This is a genomic window from Mesotoga sp. UBA6090, assembly GCF_002435945.1.
In the GTDB taxonomy this organism is placed as follows: Bacteria; Thermotogota; Thermotogae; order Petrotogales; family Kosmotogaceae; genus Mesotoga.
Genome location: NZ_DIXC01000039.1, coordinates 22204 through 48257 on the forward strand (window position 1 = coordinate 22204; position 26054 = coordinate 48257).

Below are 26054 nucleotides of genomic sequence, written 5' to 3' on the forward strand. Positions count from 1 at the left end.
ATTTCACCTCAACAATTTATTTCCCATTCTACGTAAAGCGACTCGTCAGATGCCTTAACTATTGCTGTGCCTAGAACTATCCTTGAGAATAGTGTTGTGCCTGCAAAAAGGCCTGCCTCGTTGAATGTCCCAGATATTTCTCCTGTCCGTATAAACAGTTTGCACAGAACCTGCTTTGATGACACAACTTTTTCTGTAATGTTCTTTATGAATGTCTGAGCCTCAAGCCCTGTATCTGCTGCCGTTGCTGCTGTTGTCCCTGTTCCTAATGCTATTCTGCTTAGCGAAAGACCAGAACCTGTATTTAGGAGATCCCTCACAACGTTCTTTCCAGCATCTACTATGAGATTCTTGTATTCATACTTTCTTATCCCTCTCGGGCTTAACACCACGAATCGTGCCGCTCCGCTCATTGAAAAATTATCATTCATTGCATCAGCTCCATTCAGCAAATTCCCATTCCGCTGTATCCCAAACGAAAGGAGGCATTATCTCAGATATACTCAAAGATTCCGTCATTGAGTAAGTGTCAATAAGACCAGTAAATTGTTCGTACAAGTCCTCTACCCCTGCCACCTTTGCCATTCTGATTCTTGTTTTGAGTATGTCTGCCTTCCCTGTCGTTGCGTTCGCCTTTGTATAAACCTTGATCTGCCCTGCTGCTGGTTCAGTTATGTATGCCTCGTTGTTTGTAACCTCTTTCGCTATTGCTTCGAGGGCACTCATAACACCTGCTATTCCGCTTATCCTAGAAAAGATAGCCGTTTTAAGATCCTCGTCAGTTTTTCCCTGCCGTATCTCTCCGCAAATAGTGGCAATGCGATCGAGATCGCTGCCAGAAGCTGTGTCGATGTACCATCTCAGAATTTCGGAGTCTCTGAATGTTTGGAATAGTTCCATCTCCGTTATGAAGGCGTTTAGGAGTGCTTCTATTTCTCTCGACTCTTCAAATATGAAGTTTGGAACGTATTCTTTTATCATGTAATCACCGTGCCTGTTACCGTCCCCGCAACAATCTTCTGAGTAGATGTGGCATCTATATCTGCTGTGCCTGAATCTATGAAAACGTTTTTTACATTCACAACGCCATCTACGTCTAGGAGCGCTTTTACTACTTGCGACCAGTAAGCCGTTCCACCAATCACGATTTTGTTAAGATACTCTTCTACCGCTGCCTCCGCTGCCGCTTTGACCGTTGCCTCAACAGCTTCTGGTTCTAGGTATAAGTCAAATGTGCAATCGACTGTCAAGTGTGTTGCTGCAGAGACCGTTACCTGTATCCCTGCTCCCTTGTAATCCTCTATTACGGCCTCCACTTCGTCTATTGTTTCCGAAGGGACTGTTCCGCTGGCGCTCGCAACTATGAGCGTTGCCGTTCCTGCAGTAGCTCCGTCCGTGCATACTGCGTCCATAATTCCGTCAACGGTCATTGCCGCGCTTTCCAAAGAGTCAGAGGTAGCCCTCTTTAATCCGCTCAGGTAAAGAGGTATTCTCGCCCTGTAATGATCGTCTGTCTCTTCCGATGTACCACCAGACGTGGCAGACTGGTTTGTGCATGAAGTTATTCCTGCTATCGGGGTCTCTATGATTATCAGGGAGCTTGCGGCGAGGTTGTATGCTTCTCCAACTTCTTCTGCTTCCACCGCAACGTCTATGTACGTTGTACCTGCAAGGAGTGCAGAGTCGGAAATAGTCAAGAACCTGTACCTGTTTCCGTTTCCATCGATTACGGTAGATACCACCGTGCCTTCTGGTATCGGAATGTCGGAAGCAGGAGCGTACTCTGCCGCAAACCTTACTGTCCCTGTTGACTTAACGCCTGATTTTCTTGTACAACCTATCAATGCGCCTATCTTTTCTAGGTAAGAACCTGTCGCAGTGCCACAGTACCCCTGATCTATGATTGTAGTCATGGTGTCATAAAGACTTTTGATCTCGATAGCGAGAGCTTCTATTATCGTTGAGAGTACCCCCGGCTCAGTGATTGAGGCAAGGCCAGAATTTGCAAGAAATGACGCTTTCATTCTGTCGTAAATTTCTTGAATTGTCATACGTACACCACCGTCACTTCGTCTATACGAACGGAGATCACATCATCTCTGTAGGTTATGAAATTCGGTATCCCATACTTTACAAGCTCCATCTTTAGCAGCCCACAGTATGTAGGAAGATGATCTCTGAATCCGATTCTCTTTGCGAGAAACCTTACTCTGTTCTCTACTGTGTCCTCCGTCGCTATGTCGTTCCCTAACATTTTGAATGGGATACTAATATCCATGTCAATCTCCTTCAAACACTGATAGGATAATCGGAGACGTTGCTGGATTCAGAACAACTGCGTATTCACCTATGAATCCCTCTATCTCTGATTGCGTGAATCTATCTACTGTGCTTCCACCTATCGTGATAGTTCCATTCATGTATGCTGGTATAGAACACACCGCTTTGCGCGATGTTTTCAAGAGATGAATCGAAAATGTTTTGTCTGTGCTGTCATATCCTTCTATAAGCCCAATGTCTATTGTTATTTGTGAATCGTTCTTGACTAAGAGCCTCATGCCTCGCATACAGTAATCACCGTTCTTTCGCCACCTGCTGCTATGTAGTGCTTGACAGCAACAACTTGATACAACGTTCCACCTATGTACGCTTTGTCAAGAGGGCCTATGTCTGTAAGACCCACAAGCTCAACCTCTTTAGTAAGCGACGCTTCCCTTATCTCCAATACTCTCTTGTGTACTGCGCTTCTTAGGCCGTCTGTAGTATTTACATATGCGTTGTCTTCTACCGTAAGAACGTCAACAAGCTCTACCGAAGACTCGAACACATCTTCTTCAACGGTCATCAGTTCTGCTTTCTTGCCGCCAAATTCGGAGTTATCTACTATCGCCCTTCCGAGAACTTTAGTGTAAACTTCCGAACCGCCATATAACTCATAGGTTATATTTCTCACTTCGTCGTCTGTGAATGAGTATGTTATTGAACCTTCTTCAGGAAACTCTTCGTCTATGTAAACTTTCCAGCCGTTAACGTACAATTTCAGTTTGAAATGCTCCGCTATCTCTTCGAGAGCTGACATAATCATTTTTCCTATGAAAGTGTCGCTCTTAAACATTTTGTCTGCAATGCTTGTGCTAAATGTGAATCCAGAAGGAAGAATAGCTTTTAGTACGTCAGATACCCTCGTGTTTTGAATAAACGCAACCTTGCACTCGTTCCTCGAAAGAAGAATGGAAGGAGACGCTATTGTATATTGAGCAAGGTTTCCTTGAATCTCTATCCGCGTGCAAACACCCTGAAAGTGTATGATTGGATTGTAAACAGGGTAGTCAACACAAGCTGGCATGAAAAGCTCGTAAGGCTGAAACGTTTTCTCGCAAGTTACTATGCAGGTATCATTACTCTTGTCCCTGCTTATATCAACCTCGATACTGCTTATCCTGTCCATAGCGTCTCTCTGCTCCATTGACTGAACCGCATAAGACGAGGCAAGAATGTTCTCTGCGCTTGCTACCGTCTTTGCCGTTGTATCCAAGCTCATTGCGTTACCTCGATAATTCCTTCGCATTCAACGAGACTCAAAGCACAGTTGAAAAACTCTCCGTCATCATCGTAAGAGTATTCTTCGATTACTACGCTGTATAATTCAGGCTGGCCCGAAATGTCTTCGATACTCAGGACACAGAGTCTCGCTTCGGTAAACCATTCATAAAGAGTGTCTGCAATGCTTTTTTCTGTAGTGTTTATATTCATTCCAAATGTCTTAGGCTCGTTTCCATCGTAAATGAAGTAATTCTTTCTCGATAACGATGTAAAACACTCTAAGCGCGGCTTGCCTCCACCGCGCTTGAGTGATTCAGTCTCTATCTTAATAGGAGTTTTGCCCTCTGGACAAAGTGTAATCATGCTATCACCTGCTCTTGAGTGCTTCTAGGTCGATCTTCCTTTGTATGAACCGCCATATTCTCTCGGGGTCATCTGATTGAATGTTGTATGTGTTGTTCTGATTTATAGTCTTCCCTGCGGAATCAACGTTTGGCGCGTTCTGCTGAACAACGTTCTTAAAGGAATCGAAGTTGTTCGTGCCATTCTCCATGATGCTTGCGCTTGCTGCTTCGGTCTCTTCTTTCGGCTGGAATATCTTTTGCCACCACGGAGTCCTGTCATTTACAAACTTATTTATAACCTGCTCTATGGTGCTTGTTATCCCTTTTATTAAGTCTGCAATCGCCTTGAAGAAACTGCTTAATTTCTCAACGATAAACGCGAGGAACTTTATTACTGGCGACAGAACAACAGCAATCATCTTTAGTGGGAACAGCACTACCCTAACAAGAGTGTCTAGTCCGAAATCGATGAGCGGTTGGAAAGCCTCCCATAGCTCTGCAAACGCCTCTCGTATTGGTGAAAATGCTAATTTGAAATCGTCTCTTATCTTTCTGAACTGCTTTGCAATAGGGTCGAATATCTCCTTAGCAACCTTTAGTATTCTGTCTAGCCATTTAGAAACGGTCTGCACTGTACGAGAAAGTCCACCGAGAATCGGATTTGCCATGATAAGAGCTTTCAAGAGTTTAGGTATCGCTTCTCCTATTGCAGGCGCTATATTTGAAAGAATGTCTCCAACTGGTTTGAAGATCGCGGTAAACATATCCCATATTTCACCGAGACTGTTTAAGATCGGGCCAGTCAAGTCTTGAAACCACTGCTGATCTCCGAACAGCGCAAAGGCCGCAGTTATTCCTGCAATAGCAATTCCTATTGGCCCGAGTGCGGCGGCAAGCCCTGTAAGGTCTGCCCCTATCGCTGCACCAAATGTTGTTATGATTCCTGAAAGATCACCTATCTTTCCTCCGAGAATCGCCTGTATTCCGCTAGTTATGTTTCCTAATAATCCACCAGTAACTTCATTTATGGAATTTCCTAACTCAGAGTTCTGCAGGTTATATACAGCAGCAAGCACTTTGTTTATTTCTGTGATAGCCTCGTCCATACCTAGACTCTTGAAGAACCTAGATAGAACGTCCGCAGTCCTCGAGTTAAGGGTATTATCAAGTGTAGTCATGATCGTGTTCCCTAGCGTTTCCATAGCGTCTTTAGCCTTGTTCTTTTCCTTCTCTATGTTCACGCTGAGAATCTCTACGATCTTTCTTCCTGCTTCGTCCAGCTTTGTCAACGGCCCTTTCTTAGCAGGAGACTGAGGGAGAAAGAGCATCATTTGCTCAGTTATATACTCCATTGCATCATCAGCTATTTTTTTCCCGTCTCGTATTTGGTCTGCGAGCACCGCCACTATTCTTGATTGTGCTAGGGCTTTTTCTGTCGGCGCAAGGTCTATCCATTTCTCGCTAGCGATTACAAACCTTTCTCCAAGCGCCTCAATGATCTGCTGAAGCTGGTCAGGCGTTTTAACGTTGGCCTCAAATATCTTATATAGGTCGCTCTGAACAGCCATAGTTCCTCTTACTGTATCTGTTTTTGCTTGCAACTTATCTAATTCGCCGTTCATTCTAGCAAAATGATCTTCAATCGGTTTGAATAGCATCTTGAAGAAGTCGGCAACTCCCCTGAATATGTTCTTCAGATTGTTGAACATTCTTCCTATCCACTCGGTAACCTTGCCCCAATTCTTAACTAAGGCAATAATCCCAATTATTGCCGCTGAGATAGCTGCGAATATAAGTACGGCAGGGTGCGCCATCATGAGGCCGAATACGTATGAAACGCCATTCCACATTCCCAACACTCCTGCCTTTATATACGCGAAGGCGGCCACTCCTAGAGCTTTGATCGGAGCAAATATCTTTCCGATGAGCGATGAGACTTTGGATAGGTACATTCCTATTCCCATAACATACATCTTGATCTTTCCGATAACGAGGTGCGTCATGTTGCTAAAGAACATTCCTATGCCCTTTAGATACATCTGAGCTTGAAACTTCAATCCGCTAAATAGTCCTTTGATTCCCTTTCCAACGGCTGAGGGTAGCTTGTGCATATTGTGCCAGACAACTTTCGCGCCAGTCGCAACGTCATTCCCGAATGTCTTAGCCCATTTGAACGCTCCACTTGCTTTATCTTTTATTACTTCAAACGCGTACTGTATTTTGAACAGGAGTCCGTCTTTCGCTCCTATCAGCTTGAGCCTTGTTGCCAGCTCTTTTGCCATTATGAGAGCTTTAATTCTCATAACGAGAGCTATGATCTTGATCGCCTGACCTCCGATAACTCCTAATACTGTTGTAAATATCAAACACCTTGCTATGAATCCTTGCATCATAGGAGTCAGTTTGGAGAACCATGTAGCAATCTTTGAAATAAACGCAGCAAGATCAACTACTAGAGGCTTGAGCGCAATACCTATCTGATAGAGTGCAGCGACGATCGCGTTCCTAGCCATAATCATCTGAGCAGCCATTGACTCGGTTCTTATGTTGTACTTCTCCTGCAGAAGGCTTATGTCGTATCTCTCGGCAATATCTAGCAATGATTGTTTTAGTGCCGTAGAGTCTATTGCAGGTATGCTTGCAACTTCAAATATCTCCTGCATTAAATCCGTGAATCCTTCTTTGGTCTTGAGCATTCCGCTTTGAAGGGCGTTGTTTAGAATCGTGTCAACATTATCTGCAAGCTCCGTAAGCTCATCTTCTGAAATCTTCGAGTGATCTATTGATATGCTTATCGCCCTGCTGATAGTCTCTGCTCTTGTCTTCTCCGTTGGCCACGCTTCATAAGCAAGCCCCCTAACTTTCTTAAGAGCATCTACCTGAGTCTTCAACTTCTGAACTGCTTCAGTACCTCTTATGTTGAATATGTCTCTCAAAACGCTCTCTATTGGCGCGCCTATGTCACCAGCAGAAATAATGTCTTGAAAGCTTTCGAAGAGTGTGCCTAGCTCGTCTAGCTCTCCTTCTTCGAAATACTTCGAGAAGTTAACTTCGCCGCCGAGCTTTGCCATCTGTTCTTCTGACTTCTTCGCAAACTGTCCTAGCACTTCAGCGAGAAGCAGCACAGGGTCTTGAATGAACATTGTCTGGTATTCTCTGAGTTTGTCTTCTGGTACTGCCGTACCGAGCGAATAAAGGCCCTTAGTAATTGCTCCAGCATCAGGAGCTGACTCTTTCAATGCGTCAAACGCAGCGAAGTCATAATCGTAGTCTAGGAAGGCGATAATCTTTCTCATCTTGTTTACATCGGCAAGGTCAATGAAGAGCCTTCTCGTAGCAGTACCTGCTCTCTCAGCAGTCATACCCACCTGTATAAGAGCCGTGTTGACAGCAGCAATATCTTGAGGCGAAAGTCCTTCTGCGATTTTACCTGTCCTGAACATTGCTTCAGCAATCTCGCCAGCATGAGCTGGTGTGCTTGTAGCCAAGTAAGTTAACATAGATGCGAAGTCGTCCATGTCTGCTGTCGTCAGCGCAAATGTCTGTCTGAATTTAGCGAGGTATTCGGCCCATCTTTCAGGAGAAAGGTTCTGGTCGATAGATGCAATCTTTGCTACCGTGTCCATGAAGGTCTCCATGTCGTTTCCAGTCAAACCCAACTGAGCAACGACAATAGCAAGATCAGCCAGCTCTTCCGTTTTTATAGGTGTTGTCAATCCTAAGTTCTTAACATATGCGTCTAGCTCGGCCATGTCCGCTTCGTATTGAATTTTGTATGCTTCGTCTCCAAACGGATTGTAGGAGATCGCTCTTACCCTCGCCATCTTGTCTTCTAAACTTGCTGAAAGGTTTACTATGCCAGCAGTGGCGACACCCGATGCAATCCCTATACGAGTCATCGTCGTGCCTATCATATCCAGCTTGCTTGCGTTAACCAGCAATCTGTTTATGTCATCGTGCATTTGTCTGAAAGACGCGCTGAACGTTTTGCCTGACTTAGCCGCTTCTCGTTCAAACCTAGCTATCGCTCTTCCAGCCTTGTTATTGAGCTGAAAGGCCATTGACTCTATTCGTCTGTTTATCGCGTCGAAGGTTCTACTGAACCTGTCAACTGTTGTTATCACTATTGATAGCTTCAGAGCGTCGCCTAGCGTTGGCATAAACTCACCTACTTTTTATTTTCCATTTCAACAATTCTCTTTGCAGCTTCGGTATAGATAGCAAGTTCTGTTGGACTCATCTCGATTACCTCTGTATAAGAAAAATGCAGGTATCGACAGATCATAGCGATCTGCAAATACACCGCATTTTTCCTTACGAGTTTTTTACCGCTGCTTCGTCAACGTTTACACCCGAGAAAGAGGTAACAGCTTCAGATACTTTTGTGAAGTCGTCCAAGTCCCAATTGGCAATGTCTTCAAGTGCGGATAGCTTTCTCTGTTCACCATCAACCTCGACTATCGCCATTGCAACAAGTTGCATACTCTTGAGCGTTGCGTCCTTTGCCGTTGCGTTCAAGAGATCGCGCATCTTTAGCTTTCTTGCTTTGATTACTGTACCGTCGCTTAACATGACTTCGATAAGAGCCTGATCTGGTGCTTTTTCCTTCATAAATACCTCCATAAGAAAACGACGGCAGGTTTCCCTGCCGTCTCAATGTTTATCTATAACTATTTATGATTCTGGAACTGCTTATGCTTTTGGAACTGGGCCTACTTTCTCCATTCCGTTTGCCGCAATATCCATTGAAACTACTATAACATCTTCCTGCGGATATGATAGTTTCAGTGTCTTCACTTTTACGTCTGTCAACTTCCACGACCCGCCACCACTAGGCTCATCGAAAGTTATGCTCAAGGCGGGCTGTTCTTGAACAGCAGTTATTAGCGTAGAGTCATCTATCTTTGTGAGCTTAGCTCCGCCAGAGGCAAACCAACTAATAACGTCGTCCCAAAGTGTCCCATTCCTTGACAATCCGTCAATACTGCCAGTTACGTTTACCACTTTTGAGAGAACGTGCTGTACAACCGCTTTGCCCCTAACTCTCTTCTCGACTTCGTTCTTTTCGACGTTGACTTCAATATCACCGTCTGAAAGTAATTCGAGGCCGCTAGAACTAATGGTTACCTGCACATTCTCGCCCAAAAATACTTGAGTGCCCATCTTCTACCTCCTTACTACGCAGTCCGTTCTTCAACTGTTATTGAGATTACTTTGTTAAGCTCGACCTCGATGTAGTGAGCAATGTATCTCGGCTTAACGTAAGACTGAGCAAGGAGTCTGCCAGTGCTTACCACTTCTGCCGTGTTAATGCTCGCGTCGCAAACGTTTGAAAATTCCTCTATCCAATCTGCTCTCTTCAACCCATTCAAGTATCCGTCGCAGGCGGTTGTTACTTTCTTCCAGAGGTCTGCCCCATTAGGCTCTCCTACGTAGGTATCAAGAATCCCGTCAAGGTCTCTTGCTATGATGTTGAATACTCTTCTGACTCCAATCTGTCTCCAATCCGGAGTTGAGCTGAGCATAAGTCCGTGCCTTACAGCATATCCAGTACCCTTTAGCGTAAGCGGATTGACGTAAGCCACGATAAGCTGTTCCATCTCAGCAGCCGTTAGCCCTCTGTCTGTGCCTACACAGCCAAAGACAAACTGGTTTGCCGTAGATCTGTGTGGGTCCATCCTTCCAGCGATACCAGCGTAAACCATACCGCCGTTTATCGTGTAGTATGTCCCATTGATCTCGAACTTTGGATTAGGATACATTGTTGTGTTCTGACCGTCTGCGCTAACATAACTTGACACTTCTGTTATTGCCGCTGCAAGTGTTGAAGCAATTATCGGAACAGCGGCTATCCTGTTGAGACTGGAACAATGTTCCATCAGAGCGGTGTTCTTCGCTGATGATGGAGTTCCACCAATTGTTACTATGTCAATGTCTGCGTCAGTCTCAAAGAGAGACAGCCCTGTCCTTGTGTCCGAACTAGAGTCGAACCCACCGATGTAGGAAGCATCATTTACAGTACCGTCCGATCCAAGAGTGAAAGCCGTCGGCGTAATGTCATCAGGAACGACAGACCCATCTTTGACAGCAGTAACGAGAGTGCTTGTTGCGTTTATGAGCTCGACAAGACCATCAAGAGTTGTGAATGAAAATGTCTCGGTAGTCGAACCGTAAACCAAAGTAAGGACTCCGTTTGCAACCGCCACGGTGATGTTGTTGCCGTATGCTCCTTTGTACTTTGCTGTAAGCGTGAGAGCTGTCTCGGCTCCAGCACCAAGCGCTTTGGACGCATACTCTGCAGCAGAGCCAACCACTCTTACAACTTTCAACGCTTTCGGTTTCTGAAGGAGAATCGCATACAACGCTCTTGCGTCAGCTTTTGTCAGACCTCCGAGCTTTGTATTTATCTCTCCTGATGTATTTATTGTAATGACTTCGTTTGTCGGGCCGAAAACGAAATCTCCGACAAATCCTACTGTTCCTCCGTTTCCAGACACATTCGGAGCGACTGGAAAGGTGTTAACTGATACGGTAACTCCGGGTATAATACTCGACATTGTTGTGCCTCCTTATGTCTTCGTTATGATTGAATCTGCGTCTAACACTAGCTTTGATTCTTCCTCGTACATATTGAATCCCCAAAACCTGCAATCAAGAGAAAAGCGATAGTAGTCCTCGTCGTTTTCAGTTTCGAAGTGTGTTATGTGCCTGAAGAATATCGGATCGAGAAAAGTTGCATCTCTTATCGTCTTCATAGCCGAGTGCAAACTGCTGAACAGAGAATCTCTTTCTCTCGATGATTTTGCGAATATGTCCAGTTGAAAGAGAATCGAGTAAGCATCTGTCGATCTAAGAAGCGTCGCAGCAGTCGCCGTCTTGCTTTCAATAGTTATGGTAATAAACTTGACAGGCTGACCAGAGACCCTCGTAACCACTATGCTAGGCATTGACTGCTGCGCTTTTGTGTAGTCGGTTATTACGTTCGCGGATACCGAGTAAGTTGTAAAGTATGCTTTGATTTGTCTAATGAGGCTATCAATGAACTTCTCCATACGATCACTCTCCGTAGTATCTTGTGAACGACCTTCCTCCTACACCAGAATCCTTAGAGAAGCGTCTTAGGTCTTTCTTCAGCTTCACTCTCATCTTTTCAAAAGCTGGTCTCATGAATGGATAAGGCTTCGTGCCTCTAGTACCTATTGTCTTTTGAATTTCTACCGCCACTGGCCATGCTTCTCTTTCTGATAAACCGTGTTTTCTGACAACAAAATCTATCAACGCTCTCAACGGAGGATAGTGAGGTCGCGTTCCCCTCTCAACATACGGAGCGTGTGGTGCTGTGTTAGTCAAGTACCAAGAGGTTGTCAAGTGGCCTCCTTTTGTCTTGACTATATCGAACGAGCTTTCATTTGCTAATTCGTGAGTAACAATGTTGTCGTTCTGCTTCAGCGTGTCGATGGCCTCATACTTTGCCTCATTTAGTCTGCCCACTATTATTGAGTCAACGTAAGTTTCAACCGCTGTAAGCGCCCTCGACTTCCAAGACGCGAGCATTCTGTGTCCAGAAAGGCTAACGCTCATCTCAGCACCTTCGCATAACATTTGGAGATTGATTCGCTTGGCTGCACTCTTACAATCGAGTACGTACTTCCTCTCCAAACAACACTGTCGTTCTCAAGAATCTCGTCGTCCGTGTACAAAACAATAGAGTCGTTCGGCACAAGTCCCTGTATGACTGAAAGTGTGTCTAGCGACGCGAGTCTGACTATGGCTTTTATGCGTCTCCTTGTCTGACCGACGACTCTAACTTCGCCCCTTATGGAGTCTTCTTCTACAACGTCTCTTAATACATCTACAAGTTCGCCTTCTCTTGCTACTCTCCATGCGAGGCTCATGTTCTCACAACCTTATAAAGATCGATCACAGATGTATCAAAATCCTCATAGTACGTTCTCAGCTCCGCTTCGCCAGTCCCATGAACACCCATCGGCTTGTTCCACATATACTCGCAATACTGCATGACTCCGAGTTTCAAATCTTCTGGAATTGTGTTGTATCCACCTTTGTATGCAACTGTGAGAATGTCGTTAGTCTTTGTTTCCAGCTTTATCATGCAGAGGTTTGTGGTGTACCATACCGTGTAAGTGTTATCCATAGAATCAACAACGGAGACGACTTCATCAATTGGAGATTCGTTGATGAACCCGACTCCGTTTACAAACTCTACCTGTTCCGTGTAAGTTCCATATGTGAATTGACGACCGCAGTAAGACTTTACAAACGCTATTGCTCCCCTAAGAAGCGCGTTTAGTCTTAGATCGTGCTTGTCGTCTTGAATCGCTAGGTGATTTTTCAGTTCCGTCAGCGTTACCATCTTTGTCATTCCCTTCTGTCGGTTCGACTACCTCAAGATATTCCTCTCCAAATGCCTTGTATATGTCGTCGTCTATGTTTAGAATCTCTCCAACACTTATTGTCGAACCCACAAAGATGGGTCTCTTTACCTTTACTGTCTTCATAAGATCTCCCCTTAGAATGGGGCTGAGTCTTTTCCATACAAGATTCCAACAACACCTACCGTTAAAGTTGCAGATGGAGTTAGTGTGAAGGTTATAAACGGATAGTTAATATCCTTTGCAATCTCAAGTTCAAACCAGCCAACGTTATCGGTAATAGCAGTTCCTGTATATGCCAATGTCTTCGTTCCAGCGGCTGTCTCTGATTTGTAATACTTGACGATTACGGTCGTTGTTGTTGCTGAAGCCGTTAACTGGCCTACAACGTGCATACGCTCATAACCGCGAAGGTCGACGGTCGTGGGAGTAGCAAGGGCTGTTATGCTTGTCAAAGGGTAAATCTCAAACGCCTTCGTATTATCGAGTATTGTGAACCCGAACAACGTAGCGAAAGTAACAACGAGAATCATTACAAGTGTCAGTTTGGTTCTCTTCATTTCATCACCTCATGAAAAGAGGGGCTTTCGCCCCTCGTATTATTAAGCAGCAGCGGTCTTCAGGACGGCAAATGCTTCTGGGAAGGCGATGGTGATTGCTACCCTTTCAATTGCTCTTATTGCCATCATGTTCGTTTCAAAGAGAGCGACTCCACCAACGGTTGCCTGATCTGCAATCTGAAGAGTAAGCTCCTTCTTCTTTCCAAAGTAAACGTAGCCGAGGTCTCCGTAGCACATGAACTTTGTGCTTATCGCACTTGCGGAAGCAGCAGGGAGCAATGAACTCTTGGAGTATGGATATTCCCAGATCGTGTTACCAGTGAAGAGATATGGGCCAGTAGCTCCGTTTGTCAGCTTCTTCACGATGTTAAGCACCGTTCTGTGCATGAAGTATCTTGCGTTCTCTTCTGCGGCTTCGTGTACAGCAGCGTTCAAGTCAAGAAGATTATTTGCTGTAATCTGAGTGAAAGATGTCTTAGTGTCTTCCATAGTAACTACTGGAACATCAGGGTGGTTCATTATGCCAGTAAAGACCGAGCCGTCTCCGTTGAATGTCTGATAATCTTCCCCTCTTGCGAACGCCCTTCCGAAGATTCTCCCGAGAATCGATGTTATGTCTATTTCCGAATCCTCAAGCAGATCGTTTGTTATCGGGACGATTATTGCAGCGTCCTTGATGTTGAGCTGAGTCAATCCGAAAGTTGGCTGACCTGTGGTTATTGTGCCGCCTTCAGTAACCCACGACACGGCAGGTTCAGATGTGAGTTTAGGAATCTTTGCTGACCTTCCACCCATTTTCATCTGATTTGCAAACTGTCTTGTCAGTCCGTATTTGTAGGCGAGTTCATCAACTCTCCACACGAAATCATCAGGAACAAGATACCCACCAGTCGCGTCGCCCTGACCAGTAAGCGCCTTAGCTACCACGTGATCTCTGTTAACTATTGCTTTGACGAGTTCTCGAAGTTCCTTCTCCGTTGACTTTGAAACTGGCGTTTCTGGAACAGGTGCGCCGAGAGCCTTCTCTTTGAGATAAGCGTCTATCTCGGCTCTAATAACTTCTGGCGTAACCGTTGCAATGGTTTTCACCTGATTTACAATGTCTGTTTTCATGTTTTCGAGAGCTTCTGTTATCTCCATTACCTTACCTCCTTAATGCTTCGTTTAATCTCGTCCAATGCGGACTTTAGCTTTTGCGACAACTCGAAATTCTGTATATACTGAAGTGCCTTGTTTATTTCATCTGCTTTCTCTTCTGTCCACTTTCGGTATTCTTCGATTGCGTTCTTTAACGGCTCGAGAGCCTCTTGCATTTTCTCTACATCTATCCCTATCTTCATAGCGGCAAACTGCGGATTGATTCCCTTTCCGTACAGACTCATAGCAAGAGCCGCAGGGTGAGCTGGAACGTTCACAAGAGAAAGTTCGAGAAGCTCTTGCTCAATGAAGTGTATCCCCCTGTAACGGCCATTCTCGTCTTCAATCCAATCGTATTTCAGAGGCAAGAACCCAACGGAAGACGCTCGCATGATCTTCAACTTGTAAAGGTTAAAGAGCTTGTCGGACAGATCGTTGACTCCTTCTGGAGGAAACTCTATAAGGAACGTGAGCTTATCATCTTCCTTCTTTACTTCCTTTGCTCTTGCAACAGCAGGTATCCACGTGTCGTGTCCGAACAGGATAACTGGATTCTTCCTGTAGTTAGTGAGCTTCCAGCCTTTAACATCTATGATGTCTCCCATTCTGTCAATTTCGCCTGTTGAGCCTACCATTCTGAGCGTCCGCTCTTCGTCGTTGGCCTTGTCAACCTCTGTTTCCATGTCGCTGATTACACGATCGATAGTTACTTCCTTTCCGATGAGGTCTTTCAAGTCTTTAGATTCGAGAGCCGTTTCATCTTCAACCGAAAACTTTATTGCTGTTCCGTATGAGAGAATCGAGAACGATTTGCCCTCTGAAACTACTTCAGCGTTTATATCTCCGAAGAGATGATCGATCTGCTGTTTTACAATCTCTTCGATCTTCAAAGCATCACCTTCTTTCCATCTTCAGCTTCTTTTGCTTCCTTCGGTTTTTCTCCATCTTCAGCTTTCTTGAATGGCTCGTTGCCCCACGGTACTGGCTGCAATCCCATTTCGTCTCTTACTTCGTTTATTGTCAAAACACCACGGTCAAGATATTGAGTATTCTTCGTTGTCTCAAGCATCATGTTCTTTGGAATAACGCTGTCGTAGAAAAATACTTTGTCTTTGATTCCGTTGTCTCTGAGAAGCGCTTTCGTAAGCGTCTCCGCTATCATCACGAGCTTCGGAGTAAGCGTGTCCTTCGCGTATGTATAATCTAATTGCTCCGCACTCGCTCTGTTAACGTCCTCGACGATACCGAGCTTCGCCAGAGGGAGACCGTATATCGCCGCTATCTCCTGCCTGTTGTACTGTTTAAGCTCAAGAAGCTGCATATCCTTCATAGGCATTGTTATAGGCTTGAACTCCAACTTGTTCTCAAACAGCATTACCTTATGCGCATTGGAGACACCGCGATATTTCTCGTCTATCTCAGCTTTCAACCTTTTGAACTGCGCATCTGACAACGTTCTCTCGGCTTGTATTACAGCGGACGGAACGGCTGAGTTCTTGAAGAAGTTCTTCTGCCATTTCTCAACGTAGTACGCTGTGTCAGTTGCGTCGGCAATAGCAGATATTGGAGAAAGACCTCTGAACACGTTGCTAGGATTCGGGTATTTGATTTGCAGAATATCTGAGTACTTGTATTCGGTTTCAAATGATTGGCCAGCCTTGTAAGACCTGTATATCCATTTGCTAGGCCAACCTCCTTCGAGTTTCAATTCCAAGCTGAGTGGGTTAAGAGGGTAGAGTCCAACCGTTCTTCCGAACAAGTCATTTATCCTCAACAGCGTTGCTTCACCTGTCAGCTCAAGGAATTGTCCTATGAGGAAGAACAGCTCTGTTCTTGACATATAAGGATTGGGACTGTTTATGAAATCGAGAACTGGATCGCTCGTAATCTCGTCCCAAGAGCCATCTTCTTTTGTCTTGTATAGCCTCAGATTCGCAGACAAAATGCTTGCGGATATGAATTTCACGCAAGCATATACCCAAGAGACTTTTTCATTAGCTCTCAACGGCCTTCTTGCAAATTCCTCATCTGATGAAATTGATTCGTACAGAGGAAGCCAGCCTTGCATTGAGAAGCTCTTTCGCAATCCTGTAAACATCTTCTGTAATATGTTCATGCTCAGCTCCTACAAGAGACGCACCGAAGGCTCGCCTTCCGAGGAGTTTCCCCATGCTGCCAAAGCCAAAGCTATAACGCAGTCGTCATGCTTTCCTGCTGGCGCGTTCATCTTCAGCTTCCCTGTCGGAGTCAAGTCGTACTGATAGAGCTTTAACTCATATATCAATTCAGGAATGTTTGGGTAGGTAATATCGTGTTGTTCTATTCGCATCGCCAAGTTGTTTATGATGTTAGTCTTCGATGACGAAGTGAACTTCACGCCCTCTACCCATATCTCCCTAGACAGGTCTTCGAATATAGGGTCTCCTATACCAGTCGAGTCAATAATCACCTTCGCGGCCATGCTTCGGGCAGCCTCTATGATTCTTCTTTTCTGTAAAGCCCAATCAATCTGATTGAACCTGTCGAAATACACAACCTTTCCAGAACCATCTATCCCGACAAGCACGGTAAAGTCTTCGTACTTAGCAAGGTCAACGCCAAGAGTTACAAGCCCTTCCGTTGTCGTTGGAAGCGAATACGGTCTTATGTTTTCGTCAACGTATCTGAAAACACCGCCAGTATCATCTAGGAACTCTGCCAGTATCTCCTGACGGAATACTCTTTCTGGTAGCGTCCTTTTCAAAGCGTCGATTTCGGCAGGGTCTATGTAAGGATTCTGGTAAGTTGACATTTGCCACGATTCAAAGTCTTCCTGCTCTCTGTCCTGACCGTTTATCCACAAGTGATAAAACCAGTTCTTGCCCTTCGGAGTTCCTATCGCAAGTAACTTTCCTTTTCTATCCGAAAGAGCTGGCCGAAGTGCTTCGTACCATGCCTCTTCTGACATGAAGGCAGCTTCGTCTATCGTTACCCAACCTAAGCCTTCTCCTCGCAAGTTGTCTGGTCGCTCGGCAGAACGAAACTCTATCGTTGCGTTGTTGTGAAGAATGATCTTGAGGCTCGCGCTGTTAGCGTTCTTGATGAGATCAGGAAAGCTGTTCTTTATCATCTTGAATCCGATAGCCGCTTGAGAATATACTGGCGCGACCCACCACGTCGTCTCTCTAGGATTCTCGTAAGCGTACTTCGTAGTCTCATTCGCGGCCATCAGAGACTTTCCGAACCTTCTTCCACAAGCTACTATCCTGAATCTCTTTTTTGACTTGTGTATCTTCCATTGAGCAGGGTGAGGCTCGTATAGCTTTATAAGCTCTTTCTCTAGCTTCTTGTTGACAGCTCCCTTTGGCCTTCCACCTTTATTCCTTTGGGGCTTTGCCCGCGAACTCTGCGACGTATTTGACATTCTTTCTCTCCTGTATATCGAGTCGTTCTTTTCTGGCGTAATCGTTCGGGTAACGTCTTTCTAAGAACCACGCTGCCGCTTGCCACACACCGTCTTGTGCCGCCCTCTGAATGATAGCGATGTTCCTCGCTATTGCCTCTCCCTCGGCTTTTATTATGCTGTCGTACAAGCGCCTCTCTAATGTTCCTTCTGGCGAGTTTTCTCCTAGCTCAAGCCATCGATAGTAGGTCGAAGGAGAGAGGCCCAACGCCCTTGCCGTATGCTCTCTCGTCATACCAGCCCTCGCCATGTTCTCGGCTTCAGTTACTGTCTGCTCTTTGAGCTTGTACGTTCTCTTTATCTTGCGTCCCATAAAATCACCTCTTAACTGCGGTTTTCCCTGTGAACTCCTCCCATCGCCTGATAATCACGTCGCAGTATGTTTCGCTTATCTCCATCATCATGCAGTCTCTCTTGAGCTGTTCGCACGCCATTAGCGTAGAGCCAGAACCTCCGAAAAGGTCAAGCACGCTGTCTCCCGAATTTGAACTGTTAGCTATACCTATCGCGCACAGCTCTATCGGCTTCATGGTAGGGTGAAGCTCCGATCTCATAGGTCTATCTACTTCCCAAACCTCTGTCTTGTTCCTTCCAGCAACAAAGCTGGATTTTTTCTTCCAGCCATAGAAACAAGGCTCGTACATTCTCTGATAGTTTCCTCTTGACATTACGAAGGCGTGCTTCTTCCACACGATAGTTGCAGACCAATGGAGGCCAGCATCTATGAAGGCAAGTCTTTGCCTCATACCATCAGGGCCGGGCGCACCCCACACGTACAAGTCTCCATCGCAGAACTCAATCATGATTTCAGCTAATGTCAAGTTGAATTTTCGCCACTCTTCTTGAGTCATCTCGTCGTTTATGATTGCTTTGTGTTTTCCTGACTGATGCGAAGTGTATTTCTTGTTGTTCGGGTTAACGTACCCAACATTGTAAGGAGGGTCAGTGAAAATCATGCTTGCCTTTCTTCCGTTCAGCAGCGTTCTCACATCTTCCTTGCTTGTTCCGTCTCCGCACATGAGCGTATGATTGCCGAGAATGTAAACGTCTCCCCTTACAGTCTTCGGCTCGTCTATCTGCTTCTCTGCCTCGTCAACATCGAAGCCGTCATCTGACGCGTCAGTGGTATAGTCAACAAAACTCTTTATCTCATCGAACGAGAACCCTGTAATCTCTATATCGAACGCTCCTGTATCTAATTCCACAAGAAGCTCTTTGAGCTTTGCAAAATCCCACTCACCGCCGATTTTGTTCAGCGCTACATTGAGTGCTTTCTCTCTGTCGTCGTCAAGGTCTTCCTCTACCATGTCGTACTTTATGTTCCATTTTTCGGGATCTTCCTTCGCAAGCTCTCGGAGGGCGGTGAGCCTCTGATTGCCACCGACGACAAACATATTTCTCTTGTTGTATATGATCGGGTCAACGTATCCGAACTCCGAAAGGCTTCTCTTGAGTTTTTCTTTTTCTTCGGGGCTTATTTTGCGAGGGTTATACGGAGCGAGCTTAACGTCCGAAAGTTTCCGCTGTACGATTTTCACGTTTAGTCCTCCTGAGATTCATAACGGCCATTGATTCTTTCCATTCCTTTATCTCCGTCTGAGATTCATCGTCTGGCGGTGCGTTGTGTACCTTCCAATGACACTCGGGGCAGAGATAAACGAGATTAGCTTCGTGGTTTGGGTCATCATCAGGAATTTTCAGCCATGCTGGCACTCGTACCCTTCCATAGAGATGATGAACGTGGCCACTATCCGTCCTTCTTCCGCATCTTCTGCACCTGCTGCTGTCGCGCTTTATGATTTCCTCTCTGTTCTTTATGGGTTTCAATCCAGACTTTTTCATTCGATCTCCAAAAAAGTGGAGCGTCAGCCTAAGCTACCGACGCTCCATAACTCACAACCATCTTTCGGGGGGTTCACTGCATAAGATTTCGTCCTATGTTTCGAGCCGAGTAGATCATGCAGTTTGTTGCCTTTATGTCATCGAATTTAACGTTGATCGCGCTTTGGTATTTATCCTCAAAGTAGGTTCTAGTGAATTTAATTGTGCCTGTCGCAATCCTCATCAGAAGCATGGGCACATTCACAACGACTATCTCAGTAAATATGTCAGTGTCGTCGTTGAAGTATCCATAAACGAAAAGGTTTGAATGAAGTTTGTACAATTCGCCCTCGAGTCCAGAAGCATTGTTCCATTCCGTTATACCTATGTCTCTGAACTTCGCGTGGCTCGGTTTCCTGAATCTTTCCTGAACCGTCAGCTTTATCGTGCTGTTCAGAGTTTCGCAAGGAACGTTGATTATCCTGTCTATCGCTAGCTGTCCGTCGAGAATCGTCTCGACCTTGCCTGTTCCAAGAATCGTGTCTCTTATCGTTATTCCGCTATTCCTGAAAACCCTCGGATATACGTATCTCTTAGCCGCATCATGAGCCTTGTTTGTGAAGATTTGATTTTCTATTGTGTACGGAGTTTTCATTTCAGATATGCAACGACTTCAAGGCGAGGATTGTCCTTGTCAATTCCAAAGTCCATTATTCTCGGCAAAGCCCAGTAATCATCTTCGTATAAGATTCCTTCGAGACTGTCCATGAGAACCTTCAGCGTGTTGTGCGTATCCTTCTTTCGCCTATTCGGAAAGTAGAAGTAGAGAAGCAAAACCACTTTCCTTCCGTTAACGATTTTCCAGTTTGCCTTTTTCGAAGCGATCTTGGCCTTTAGCGCGGCCTCCGTCATAAACTCTTTTGCTTCTTTCGTTAGTATTCGCCTATGTCCTGCAGTAAAGAAACAATGATTTTCACTTGGAGGTACAGGAATTGAGAATGTAACACGATTCTTCGGCAAGATTCCCACCTCATAATAAAGGGCAGGGGGTCGGTCCTGCCCTTTGGGGGTGATATAAGTTGCAAAAAAATACAGGAGCTGTCAGCTCCTGTATGACTTCCGCAATCGTAGCAATTATACTGCATATTTGTGCGGAAAGTCAATCGGATTTTTCAGAATTTTTCTAACAACTGTTTTCTATCGCGTATTGAATGTAATCTCTCAACAACTCCCATTCGCCGCCTAGCTTTTCCCATGCGCTTATTAGACGATCTCTAAATGTTGAATTAGGAATACTCAGCATTTCTGCCAGCTCCCTCGTACTTGCATACCTCTTCTGATTTCTAACAACAGTATGAGATCGGTCAATCAATCGCCAGAAAACAACTTCTCTTTGCTTGTCGGTTAGCGACTTCAGCATCGCGTCCAACTTCATAGCGGCAATTATGAGAACTGCTTTCTGTCCGTCGGCCATTCTCTTAGTCTGTATGCACCCCCTCAAAGTGTCTTTTGAATAGTTGATTGTCTTTGGTGGAGATTCAAAGTCTATGTCTCCGTCCTTGAATGTAAGGGTTACTTGCGTCTCAAGGATTCTCGACCATATGCTTTGGTAATTTCTCAACGCCCAGAGAAGATCTTCGCTTGAGTAATTCTCCGTCAGCGCGAATCTCTCTAGTGATTTCATTGTTCTGCCTCACGAGTTCGTAAGAGTTCATCTCTGGTGTAAGCTGTCTTCCGCACGAGCATTGCCAGATTCCCCCCTCATTACTGCTGAAGTATTCTTTGCCGCACTTCGGGCATTTTCTCCCTATCATGTCACACCTCAGAACGGAATTTCGTCAGAGCCGCCATCGTCAGAACCGAAGAACACCGTATCTTCCTCAAGCTGTTTGTCTGAGTGCTGAGCCGAGTTGCCGTTAGACGCGTTCTTCTTTTCCATGAAGTTGAATCTGTTAACGACGACCTTAGCGAACGTTTTCTTGTTTCCTTCTCTGTCCTGATAATTGTCGATATTGAGCGCGCCCTCCACCAGAATGAGCGAACCTTTGTGAAGGAAGTTGTTCATAGTCTCGGCTGTCTTTGCGAACGAAACGAGCGGAATAAAATCGGTCTCGTTGTTCTTTGCAAACTCCCTATCGACTGCGATTGCGCACTTGCATATGGCAGTTCCTGTCTGCGCGTAGCTAAACTCGGGATCTCTAACGAGTCTTCCTACGAGTATTATTCTGTTGTAAGCTATTCCCATTATTCCTCCTCCAGCGATATGCCTTCTAAGAATCTGTCAAAGAACTGTATGGGTGTTTCTCCGCTGTTTGTCATAGGATTTGCCGCGATCATTTCATCATCTCCGATGATTAGCACAATCTTTTCGTTGTCAACCAACATTCTGCAAGCTGGCTCACTTTCGGTTACTTTCCATTCGATTTTTCTTTCTTCCATGATTGCCCCCTTAAAATGCGTTATAACGCGTTTTCTTTTTTCAGATACATATTTAGTCGTATAGCGCAGAACAACGCGTTATACCTTAGATGTGCGCGTATCTTCGACAATCTTGTGGGACGTCTTGATGTAGTAATCGCCAGCTTTCTTTCCGTTAAATTCCAATGCTTTCCTTGCCCTTTCCCACGCCTCTGCGTGTCCTGATGCTTCTACTCTTATTTTTTCTGTTGTACGAGTATTCTTGTTCATCAACACAACTTCAAACATTTCATCACCTCTTGAGTATTTGCATTACCTGAGTAAGGCACTTATGCGCTTGCTCGTCGATCTCGGCATCTTCACTATCGATTCGTTCTATGAAGTTGTTTGTTGCATCTACAACTTTGCAAATAACGTCTAACCTCTCTTCAACTTCTCTCAATGCCGCTCTTAATAAATTCACCTTATCCATCGTTCCGTCAGTTCCGTAAATCTCTGAAAGATCGACCTCGAGAGCATCGGCTATTCTCTGACAAGTATTTTTCGTCGGTTTATACTCGCCAGCCTCAATACGTTGAATTGCGTCCTTATGCAGTCCTGACTTTCTGCTAAGATCCCTTCTGTTCAGTCCTCTGCGTATCCTGAACTGTCTTATTGAATCCGTGAAGACTACGTTCATATGAGCATCACTTCGAGCGTGTTCGGGTTAATCCTTGCAGACAGGTCTATTCGCACTATGAAGTCATCTTGGTACGGTTCGCAATCGACAGGACAGTACATCGAAGTGAAATCCAGCTTAGCGTGAATGTCTGTGTTTATTGATTCAGCAGACGATCGGTAACGCTTCTTCTTGTCTCCAGAGGTCTTTATAACTATTTCGCGTCCGAGAACCACGTAAGACAGCATGTTGTCTTTTGTCCTGTTGGCCGCGTGCTTGAGCATCTTTGCAGCCGTTCCATAAACAGTAAGTCTGTACCTCGTTTCGCTTATCTGATTTATTGCGGAGAATGATTCGTACTTTTGCTTTAGGAAGATTGTATTTGACTTGCTTACATCATCTAGTCTGCTAACCAAAACTTTCTTAGCTGCCATCTCAAGTCTGGCTATCCTTTCGTTAGCCTCCTTCTTAAAGTCTTTGAAATTGTCCTCGAGCAAAGCGAGGTTTTCTTTTAGAATCTCTATTTGCTCCATTACATCACCTCAACAGATTCTGCAATCAATTTGGGATTCCGAAAAACATCGCCGAGAACTTTGACGGAACACTTGACTTCATCGAACATTACCTCTCCCTTGCCGAACAGGTTGACTACATACGCTCCGCGTGTTGGCTGAAAGTACACTACCCCCCTCCCTTTTTCTGTTTCGAGTATGTCCTGATCGTAGATTTCTTTTCCTTCGCCGTCTCTAATACCGACGTTTGCCATGAGCTTGAATTGCTCAATACCAACCAGCTTGTTATTCATGAGTGTGCGGTGCTTCTTTCCGTCGAATATCTTCGCTGTGGTTTCGGACATACATACTTCAATCTTCGTAGGAGAATACATTTTCATTTCTGATAAGCTCCATATCCTAAACTTCCAGTTCATCAATCCACCTCGCTTTGCAAAATAATAGAATAAGGTAATTCCTTGTCTTTGAAAAGGTTTCTGTTTAGCATAACTGTGCTCACAAACCCTAAGAAAATCTTCAAATCAGCACATCACTCTTTAGCGTATTGTTCGAGTTTCCCCATTCTGTCGAAGGCAAGCCTGCAGATTGTTTTGTACTGTTCTTCGCTTAGAGCGTCCTTTGCAACTTCAACGAAGAGCCTTTCGTAAGTCTTACCTCTTGTGGCCTTGATCTCTGAATTGATCTTGTGCAATTTGCGTTGAATACGAATGATCTCTGCTCGTTTTGCTTTCTTCGCGTTCTTGGCCGACATAAACCACTTGACATCTGCGTACTCGCCTGTCTCCACCTTCTTCTCGATAGCACAAGAAAGCTGATGATCTATGCTCTGAATCTCTCCTGTAAGTAAGTCAATTCTTTCGAGCATTTTTTCCTTTTCTTTTTCGAGTTCAATGATGTGTCTATATACAGGAACGAACACAACAAGAGATTTGTATTCATTGAGCAGCCTTATCGCAACTTGTCCTGCAGATTCTCCACGTTTCTTACTCCCCTTTCCAATCTCGTCAGGAAATTCTTGAACTATAAACTCAATGAGTTTTTCATATTCTTTTTCGTACATTCATCTGCCTCCGTTAATCCCAATCAGAACGAGTAAGATAGCGGTCTAACCCTTCTTTGAAGTCCCGATCGTCTCCGTCTGGTTTCCAATCTCTGCCAGTTACTTCTTCTTTCTCTTTTTCTGCGTCGCTCATGACTTCGCTTTCATACGTTCCGACACATATGTATGCCAGTAAAGCCTGAGCCATAATATCTTCTGCTTTCTTTTTGCAATCTCTTATGGACTGAAGGGCTTCTGCGTACGTATCTTTTTCTTCTTCGTAGATCATATCCATCAGGTTATCTACCAATCGCTCTATTTTCATAACAGGTACGTCCGTTGACATTTGCCAGTAAGGCTGGTTGCTGAAGCACGGCTTTGCGCTCTTCGCGTATTCGGAATACTGCTTTTCCGCTTCAAGAGACACCCTTTTAATGAGATCGTTGAAAAAAGACGCTTCATGCCCTTTGCTTAGGAACTCGTCGGTATCTGTCATATATTCCTCCTCACACTTCTATGTTAGGTTTGAGAATTAAGTAAGCGGTTTCGATGTCGTTTGCCACTTCCTCAATAGCCTCGCGAGCCTTTGCGAGAGGTTTTAGTGCTTCATCAACGCACTCCTTAACGTCAACGCCATCTGTGTAACCAATTGCATTGTGAAGCGCGTCCTGCGCCTCGTCGATAAATGCTGCTGCATCTCTTAAAGTCATCTGTTCACGCTCCTTTCTGTCTCAAATCCGTAAGGGTATCTCTCGGCCCTCTTCGCTACGTTGTATTTCATAATGTCTTCTATGCGTATTCCAAGCGTTTCAGATAAATACGCAAAGTAGAACAGAACGTCTCCAAGCTCGTCTTTCATCTTTTCCGTGTCTAACCTGTGACCCTGAAAATAGACTTTCTTTATCGCGTCAGCAAGTTCTCCAGCTTCACCGACAAGCCCCATGATTCCGCACAATATGTGGTTGTCCTCATCTAATCCGTGATTTATTGTCCTGATAACATCTTCCGCAAATTCGTTATAAGTCATTCGCTACCTCCTTTCAATTCATTTCGTCTGACAACAAGAAGAATCAGTGTGATAGGCCACATGATAGATAATCCGCAAACAACCATCACATTGAGCCAAGACATTTCGTTCCAAGTTACTACCGTTAGGAAGCCTAAGAAGAAGATTGCGATTAGTACATACGCGAATAAGATCACTACTACCCCTCCAATTGTGGCAATGCGCCTATTGATTGCAGAAGAGCCTTTAACTTTGGGTCGTTAGTAACGAGAGCCTCCTTCTCTCTTTCCTTGAACTGGTTATATATTTTGATGAACTGCGCCCTTATGATCGGGCGGTTTTCGCTCGTCATATCCCTAAGCTCGAGAGAATTGAATGATTCGAGCGTCTTGTTTATCTTCCAGTCCTGATAATTCGGTGTACCAAAGTAGAAATTACCTCGTCTAATATCGTTGACAACAATTCCCCACGCTTCCTCAGCTCCCAAGAGAGGTTTTGTAGATACAAGCGCTGCCTCTCGAATGTCTGAAGGCTTAGGAGCGAAATGAAACGTCTTCATGATGTGTACTACTCCCTCTTTGAAACTCTGATCGTCAAGATCGGAGAGTGTCCTGTACCATAGGGCCGAGGCAAACTCATCATCGGCAACCTTTTCTATCTCCTTCCATACAGAAGCCATTCCCGCTAACGCTTGAGCGAAAACCTTCTTGTCGAGCATCGTCACCACTCCAATTCATTTACAAGAGTCTTCAGTCCCTTGTTCTTCTCCCTGCCGTTGTAATTGCCCTCAACAACCTTTACGAAGTTGTTTGGTCTGATGAGCCAGTCAAAGTTGGCTTTGAAGTCGTTTACTTTTCCGTTAAGGAAGTTGCTCTTTGATACCGTCTCAAAGAATTGATTCCAGAAGTCTAGCGAAGGGTATTCTTTCCATCTTGCATTAAGAAACTTCTTCCTTTGATCGGTTACTTTGATTACTCTAGGAAGTTCAGGGCATTTGCTGTTAAAGATTTCAACGATTTCATCATACGGAATTTTTGAATCTCTTTCTTTGTTAGTTTCTTTCTCTAGATCTAGTTCTTTCTCTAGATCTAGTTCTAATTCTTTATCTATTTCTATATCTCTATATCTATATCTAGAAGCGTTATTTAACGTTACGCTGTTTGCTGCAGAATATAAGTACC

The 26054-nt window shown here is 44.8% G+C and carries 39 protein-coding genes and 1 pseudogene; all 40 read right to left on the reverse strand.

Going from position 1 to position 26054, the window contains the following annotated elements; all coding sequences use genetic code 11:
* Positions 1-8: 8 nt before the first annotated feature.
* Entirely contained in the window at positions 9-431 is a 423-nt protein-coding gene (locus B3K42_RS05460) for a hypothetical protein (protein ID WP_110990464.1), read from the reverse strand.
* A gap of 4 nt (positions 432-435) precedes the next feature.
* Positions 436-981, reverse strand: coding sequence for a hypothetical protein (locus B3K42_RS05465; RefSeq protein ID WP_110990465.1), 546 nt, complete (start codon positions 979-981; stop codon positions 436-438).
* A complete protein-coding gene (locus B3K42_RS05470; RefSeq protein WP_110990466.1) occupies positions 978-2051 on the reverse strand; it encodes a baseplate J/gp47 family protein in 1074 nt (357 codons plus the stop codon). The genes B3K42_RS05465 and B3K42_RS05470 overlap by 4 nt, the downstream gene beginning before the upstream one ends.
* The gene (locus B3K42_RS05475) at positions 2048-2278 is read right to left on the reverse strand and encodes a hypothetical protein (protein ID WP_110990467.1); all 231 of its coding nucleotides are present in this window, start codon (positions 2276-2278) and stop codon (positions 2048-2050) included. Before B3K42_RS05475 ends, B3K42_RS05470 begins: the two co-directional genes overlap by 4 nt.
* A 1-nt stretch (position 2279) precedes the next feature.
* Positions 2280-2567, reverse strand: a complete 288-nt coding sequence (locus tag B3K42_RS05480; RefSeq protein ID WP_181419073.1) for a hypothetical protein — start codon at positions 2565-2567, stop codon at positions 2280-2282.
* A complete protein-coding gene (locus B3K42_RS05485) occupies positions 2555-3541 on the reverse strand; it encodes a hypothetical protein (RefSeq protein WP_110990469.1) in 987 nt (328 codons plus the stop codon). Before B3K42_RS05485 ends, B3K42_RS05480 begins: the two co-directional genes overlap by 13 nt.
* Complete coding sequence (locus B3K42_RS05490) at positions 3538-3906, reverse strand: hypothetical protein (RefSeq protein WP_110990470.1); 369 nt, start codon at positions 3904-3906, stop codon at positions 3538-3540. The genes B3K42_RS05485 and B3K42_RS05490 overlap by 4 nt, the downstream gene beginning before the upstream one ends.
* 4 nt (positions 3907-3910) lie before the next feature.
* Positions 3911-8047, reverse strand: a complete 4137-nt coding sequence (locus B3K42_RS05495) for a phage tail tape measure protein (protein ID WP_110990471.1) — start codon at positions 8045-8047, stop codon at positions 3911-3913.
* 154 nt (positions 8048-8201) lie between these two features.
* Positions 8202-8498 (reverse strand): hypothetical protein, encoded by a 297-nt coding sequence (locus B3K42_RS05500; RefSeq protein ID WP_110990472.1) that lies wholly within the window; start codon positions 8496-8498, stop codon positions 8202-8204.
* 81 nt (positions 8499-8579) lie between these two features.
* Positions 8580-9050 (reverse strand): hypothetical protein, encoded by a 471-nt coding sequence (locus B3K42_RS05505; protein ID WP_110990473.1) that lies wholly within the window; start codon positions 9048-9050, stop codon positions 8580-8582.
* 14 nt (positions 9051-9064) lie between these two features.
* Positions 9065-10444: a phage tail sheath C-terminal domain-containing protein gene (locus B3K42_RS05510; protein ID WP_110990474.1), complete on the reverse strand. Its 1380-nt coding sequence runs from the start codon at positions 10442-10444 to the stop codon at positions 9065-9067.
* A 12-nt stretch (positions 10445-10456) separates the two neighbouring features.
* Positions 10457-10939, reverse strand: a complete 483-nt coding sequence (locus B3K42_RS05515; RefSeq protein ID WP_110990475.1) for a hypothetical protein — start codon at positions 10937-10939, stop codon at positions 10457-10459.
* Between the two features lie 4 nt (positions 10940-10943).
* Positions 10944-11468, reverse strand: a complete 525-nt coding sequence (locus B3K42_RS05520) for a hypothetical protein (RefSeq protein ID WP_110990476.1) — start codon at positions 11466-11468, stop codon at positions 10944-10946.
* Entirely contained in the window at positions 11465-11782 is a 318-nt protein-coding gene (locus tag B3K42_RS05525; RefSeq protein WP_110990477.1) for a hypothetical protein, read from the reverse strand. The genes B3K42_RS05520 and B3K42_RS05525 overlap by 4 nt, the downstream gene beginning before the upstream one ends.
* A complete protein-coding gene (locus B3K42_RS05530) occupies positions 11779-12261 on the reverse strand; it encodes a phage head-tail connector protein (protein ID WP_292597358.1) in 483 nt (160 codons plus the stop codon). Before B3K42_RS05530 ends, B3K42_RS05525 begins: the two co-directional genes overlap by 4 nt.
* A complete protein-coding gene (locus B3K42_RS05535) occupies positions 12182-12406 on the reverse strand; it encodes a hypothetical protein (RefSeq protein WP_181419074.1) in 225 nt (74 codons plus the stop codon). The genes B3K42_RS05530 and B3K42_RS05535 overlap by 80 nt, the downstream gene beginning before the upstream one ends.
* Before the next feature lie 11 nt (positions 12407-12417).
* Complete coding sequence (locus tag B3K42_RS05540; RefSeq protein WP_110990479.1) at positions 12418-12840, reverse strand: hypothetical protein; 423 nt, start codon at positions 12838-12840, stop codon at positions 12418-12420.
* Between the two features lie 42 nt (positions 12841-12882).
* Complete coding sequence (locus tag B3K42_RS05545; protein ID WP_110990480.1) at positions 12883-13980, reverse strand: phage major capsid protein; 1098 nt, start codon at positions 13978-13980, stop codon at positions 12883-12885.
* A complete protein-coding gene (locus tag B3K42_RS05550; RefSeq protein WP_110990481.1) occupies positions 13980-14867 on the reverse strand; it encodes a hypothetical protein in 888 nt (295 codons plus the stop codon). Before B3K42_RS05550 ends, B3K42_RS05545 begins: the two co-directional genes overlap by 1 nt.
* Positions 14864-16093, reverse strand: coding sequence for a phage portal protein (locus B3K42_RS05555; protein ID WP_110990482.1), 1230 nt, complete (start codon positions 16091-16093; stop codon positions 14864-14866). The genes B3K42_RS05550 and B3K42_RS05555 overlap by 4 nt, the downstream gene beginning before the upstream one ends.
* Positions 16094-16102: 9 nt before the next feature.
* Positions 16103-17380 (reverse strand): terminase large subunit domain-containing protein, encoded by a 1278-nt coding sequence (locus tag B3K42_RS05560; protein ID WP_110990483.1) that lies wholly within the window; start codon positions 17378-17380, stop codon positions 16103-16105.
* Entirely contained in the window at positions 17334-17732 is a 399-nt protein-coding gene (locus tag B3K42_RS05565; RefSeq protein WP_292597363.1) for a helix-turn-helix domain-containing protein, read from the reverse strand. Before B3K42_RS05565 ends, B3K42_RS05560 begins: the two co-directional genes overlap by 47 nt.
* A gap of 4 nt (positions 17733-17736) precedes the next feature.
* Positions 17737-18957, reverse strand: a complete 1221-nt coding sequence (locus B3K42_RS05570; RefSeq protein ID WP_292597366.1) for a site-specific DNA-methyltransferase — start codon at positions 18955-18957, stop codon at positions 17737-17739.
* Complete coding sequence (locus B3K42_RS05575; protein WP_292597368.1) at positions 18923-19261, reverse strand: HNH endonuclease; 339 nt, start codon at positions 19259-19261, stop codon at positions 18923-18925. The genes B3K42_RS05570 and B3K42_RS05575 overlap by 35 nt, the downstream gene beginning before the upstream one ends.
* A gap of 73 nt (positions 19262-19334) precedes the next feature.
* Entirely contained in the window at positions 19335-19895 is a 561-nt protein-coding gene (locus B3K42_RS05580) for a hypothetical protein (RefSeq protein WP_292597370.1), read from the reverse strand.
* Positions 19892-20260 (reverse strand): RusA family crossover junction endodeoxyribonuclease, encoded by a 369-nt coding sequence (locus tag B3K42_RS05585; protein ID WP_292597374.1) that lies wholly within the window; start codon positions 20258-20260, stop codon positions 19892-19894. The genes B3K42_RS05580 and B3K42_RS05585 overlap by 4 nt, the downstream gene beginning before the upstream one ends.
* Positions 20261-20423: 163 nt before the next feature.
* Positions 20424-20924, reverse strand: coding sequence for a hypothetical protein (locus B3K42_RS05590; protein WP_292597375.1), 501 nt, complete (start codon positions 20922-20924; stop codon positions 20424-20426).
* A gap of 138 nt (positions 20925-21062) precedes the next feature.
* The gene (locus tag B3K42_RS05595) at positions 21063-21485 is read right to left on the reverse strand and encodes a single-stranded DNA-binding protein (RefSeq protein WP_292597377.1); all 423 of its coding nucleotides are present in this window, start codon (positions 21483-21485) and stop codon (positions 21063-21065) included.
* A complete protein-coding gene (locus B3K42_RS05600) occupies positions 21485-21679 on the reverse strand; it encodes a hypothetical protein (protein ID WP_292597380.1) in 195 nt (64 codons plus the stop codon). The genes B3K42_RS05595 and B3K42_RS05600 overlap by 1 nt, the downstream gene beginning before the upstream one ends.
* A gap of 78 nt (positions 21680-21757) precedes the next feature.
* Positions 21758-21946, reverse strand: coding sequence for a hypothetical protein (locus tag B3K42_RS05605; protein ID WP_292597383.1), 189 nt, complete (start codon positions 21944-21946; stop codon positions 21758-21760).
* 4 nt (positions 21947-21950) lie between these two features.
* On the reverse strand, positions 21951-22337 hold the full coding sequence (locus B3K42_RS05610) for a helix-turn-helix transcriptional regulator (RefSeq protein WP_292597386.1): 387 nt from the start codon (positions 22335-22337) through the stop codon (positions 21951-21953).
* Entirely contained in the window at positions 22334-22849 is a 516-nt protein-coding gene (locus B3K42_RS05615; RefSeq protein ID WP_292597388.1) for a hypothetical protein, read from the reverse strand. The genes B3K42_RS05610 and B3K42_RS05615 overlap by 4 nt, the downstream gene beginning before the upstream one ends.
* A complete protein-coding gene (locus B3K42_RS05620) occupies positions 22849-23244 on the reverse strand; it encodes a YopX family protein (RefSeq protein WP_292597391.1) in 396 nt (131 codons plus the stop codon). The genes B3K42_RS05615 and B3K42_RS05620 overlap by 1 nt, the downstream gene beginning before the upstream one ends.
* 113 nt (positions 23245-23357) lie before the next feature.
* Complete coding sequence (locus B3K42_RS05625; protein WP_110991279.1) at positions 23358-23888, reverse strand: hypothetical protein; 531 nt, start codon at positions 23886-23888, stop codon at positions 23358-23360.
* A 13-nt stretch (positions 23889-23901) separates the two neighbouring features.
* A complete protein-coding gene (locus B3K42_RS05630; protein ID WP_110991280.1) occupies positions 23902-24363 on the reverse strand; it encodes a hypothetical protein in 462 nt (153 codons plus the stop codon).
* A 10-nt stretch (positions 24364-24373) separates the two neighbouring features.
* The gene (locus tag B3K42_RS05635; protein ID WP_110991281.1) at positions 24374-24577 is read right to left on the reverse strand and encodes a hypothetical protein; all 204 of its coding nucleotides are present in this window, start codon (positions 24575-24577) and stop codon (positions 24374-24376) included.
* On the reverse strand, positions 24574-24894 hold the full coding sequence (locus tag B3K42_RS05640) for a nucleoside triphosphate pyrophosphohydrolase family protein (RefSeq protein ID WP_110991282.1): 321 nt from the start codon (positions 24892-24894) through the stop codon (positions 24574-24576). The genes B3K42_RS05635 and B3K42_RS05640 overlap by 4 nt, the downstream gene beginning before the upstream one ends.
* Entirely contained in the window at positions 24891-25070 is a 180-nt protein-coding gene (locus tag B3K42_RS05645) for a hypothetical protein (protein ID WP_110991283.1), read from the reverse strand. Before B3K42_RS05645 ends, B3K42_RS05640 begins: the two co-directional genes overlap by 4 nt.
* A gap of 2 nt (positions 25071-25072) precedes the next feature.
* Positions 25073-25591: a hypothetical protein gene (locus B3K42_RS05650; RefSeq protein ID WP_110991284.1), complete on the reverse strand. Its 519-nt coding sequence runs from the start codon at positions 25589-25591 to the stop codon at positions 25073-25075.
* Positions 25592-25593: 2 nt separating this feature from the next.
* Positions 25594-26054, reverse strand: a pseudogene (locus B3K42_RS05655) (hypothetical protein); the annotation flags it as partial.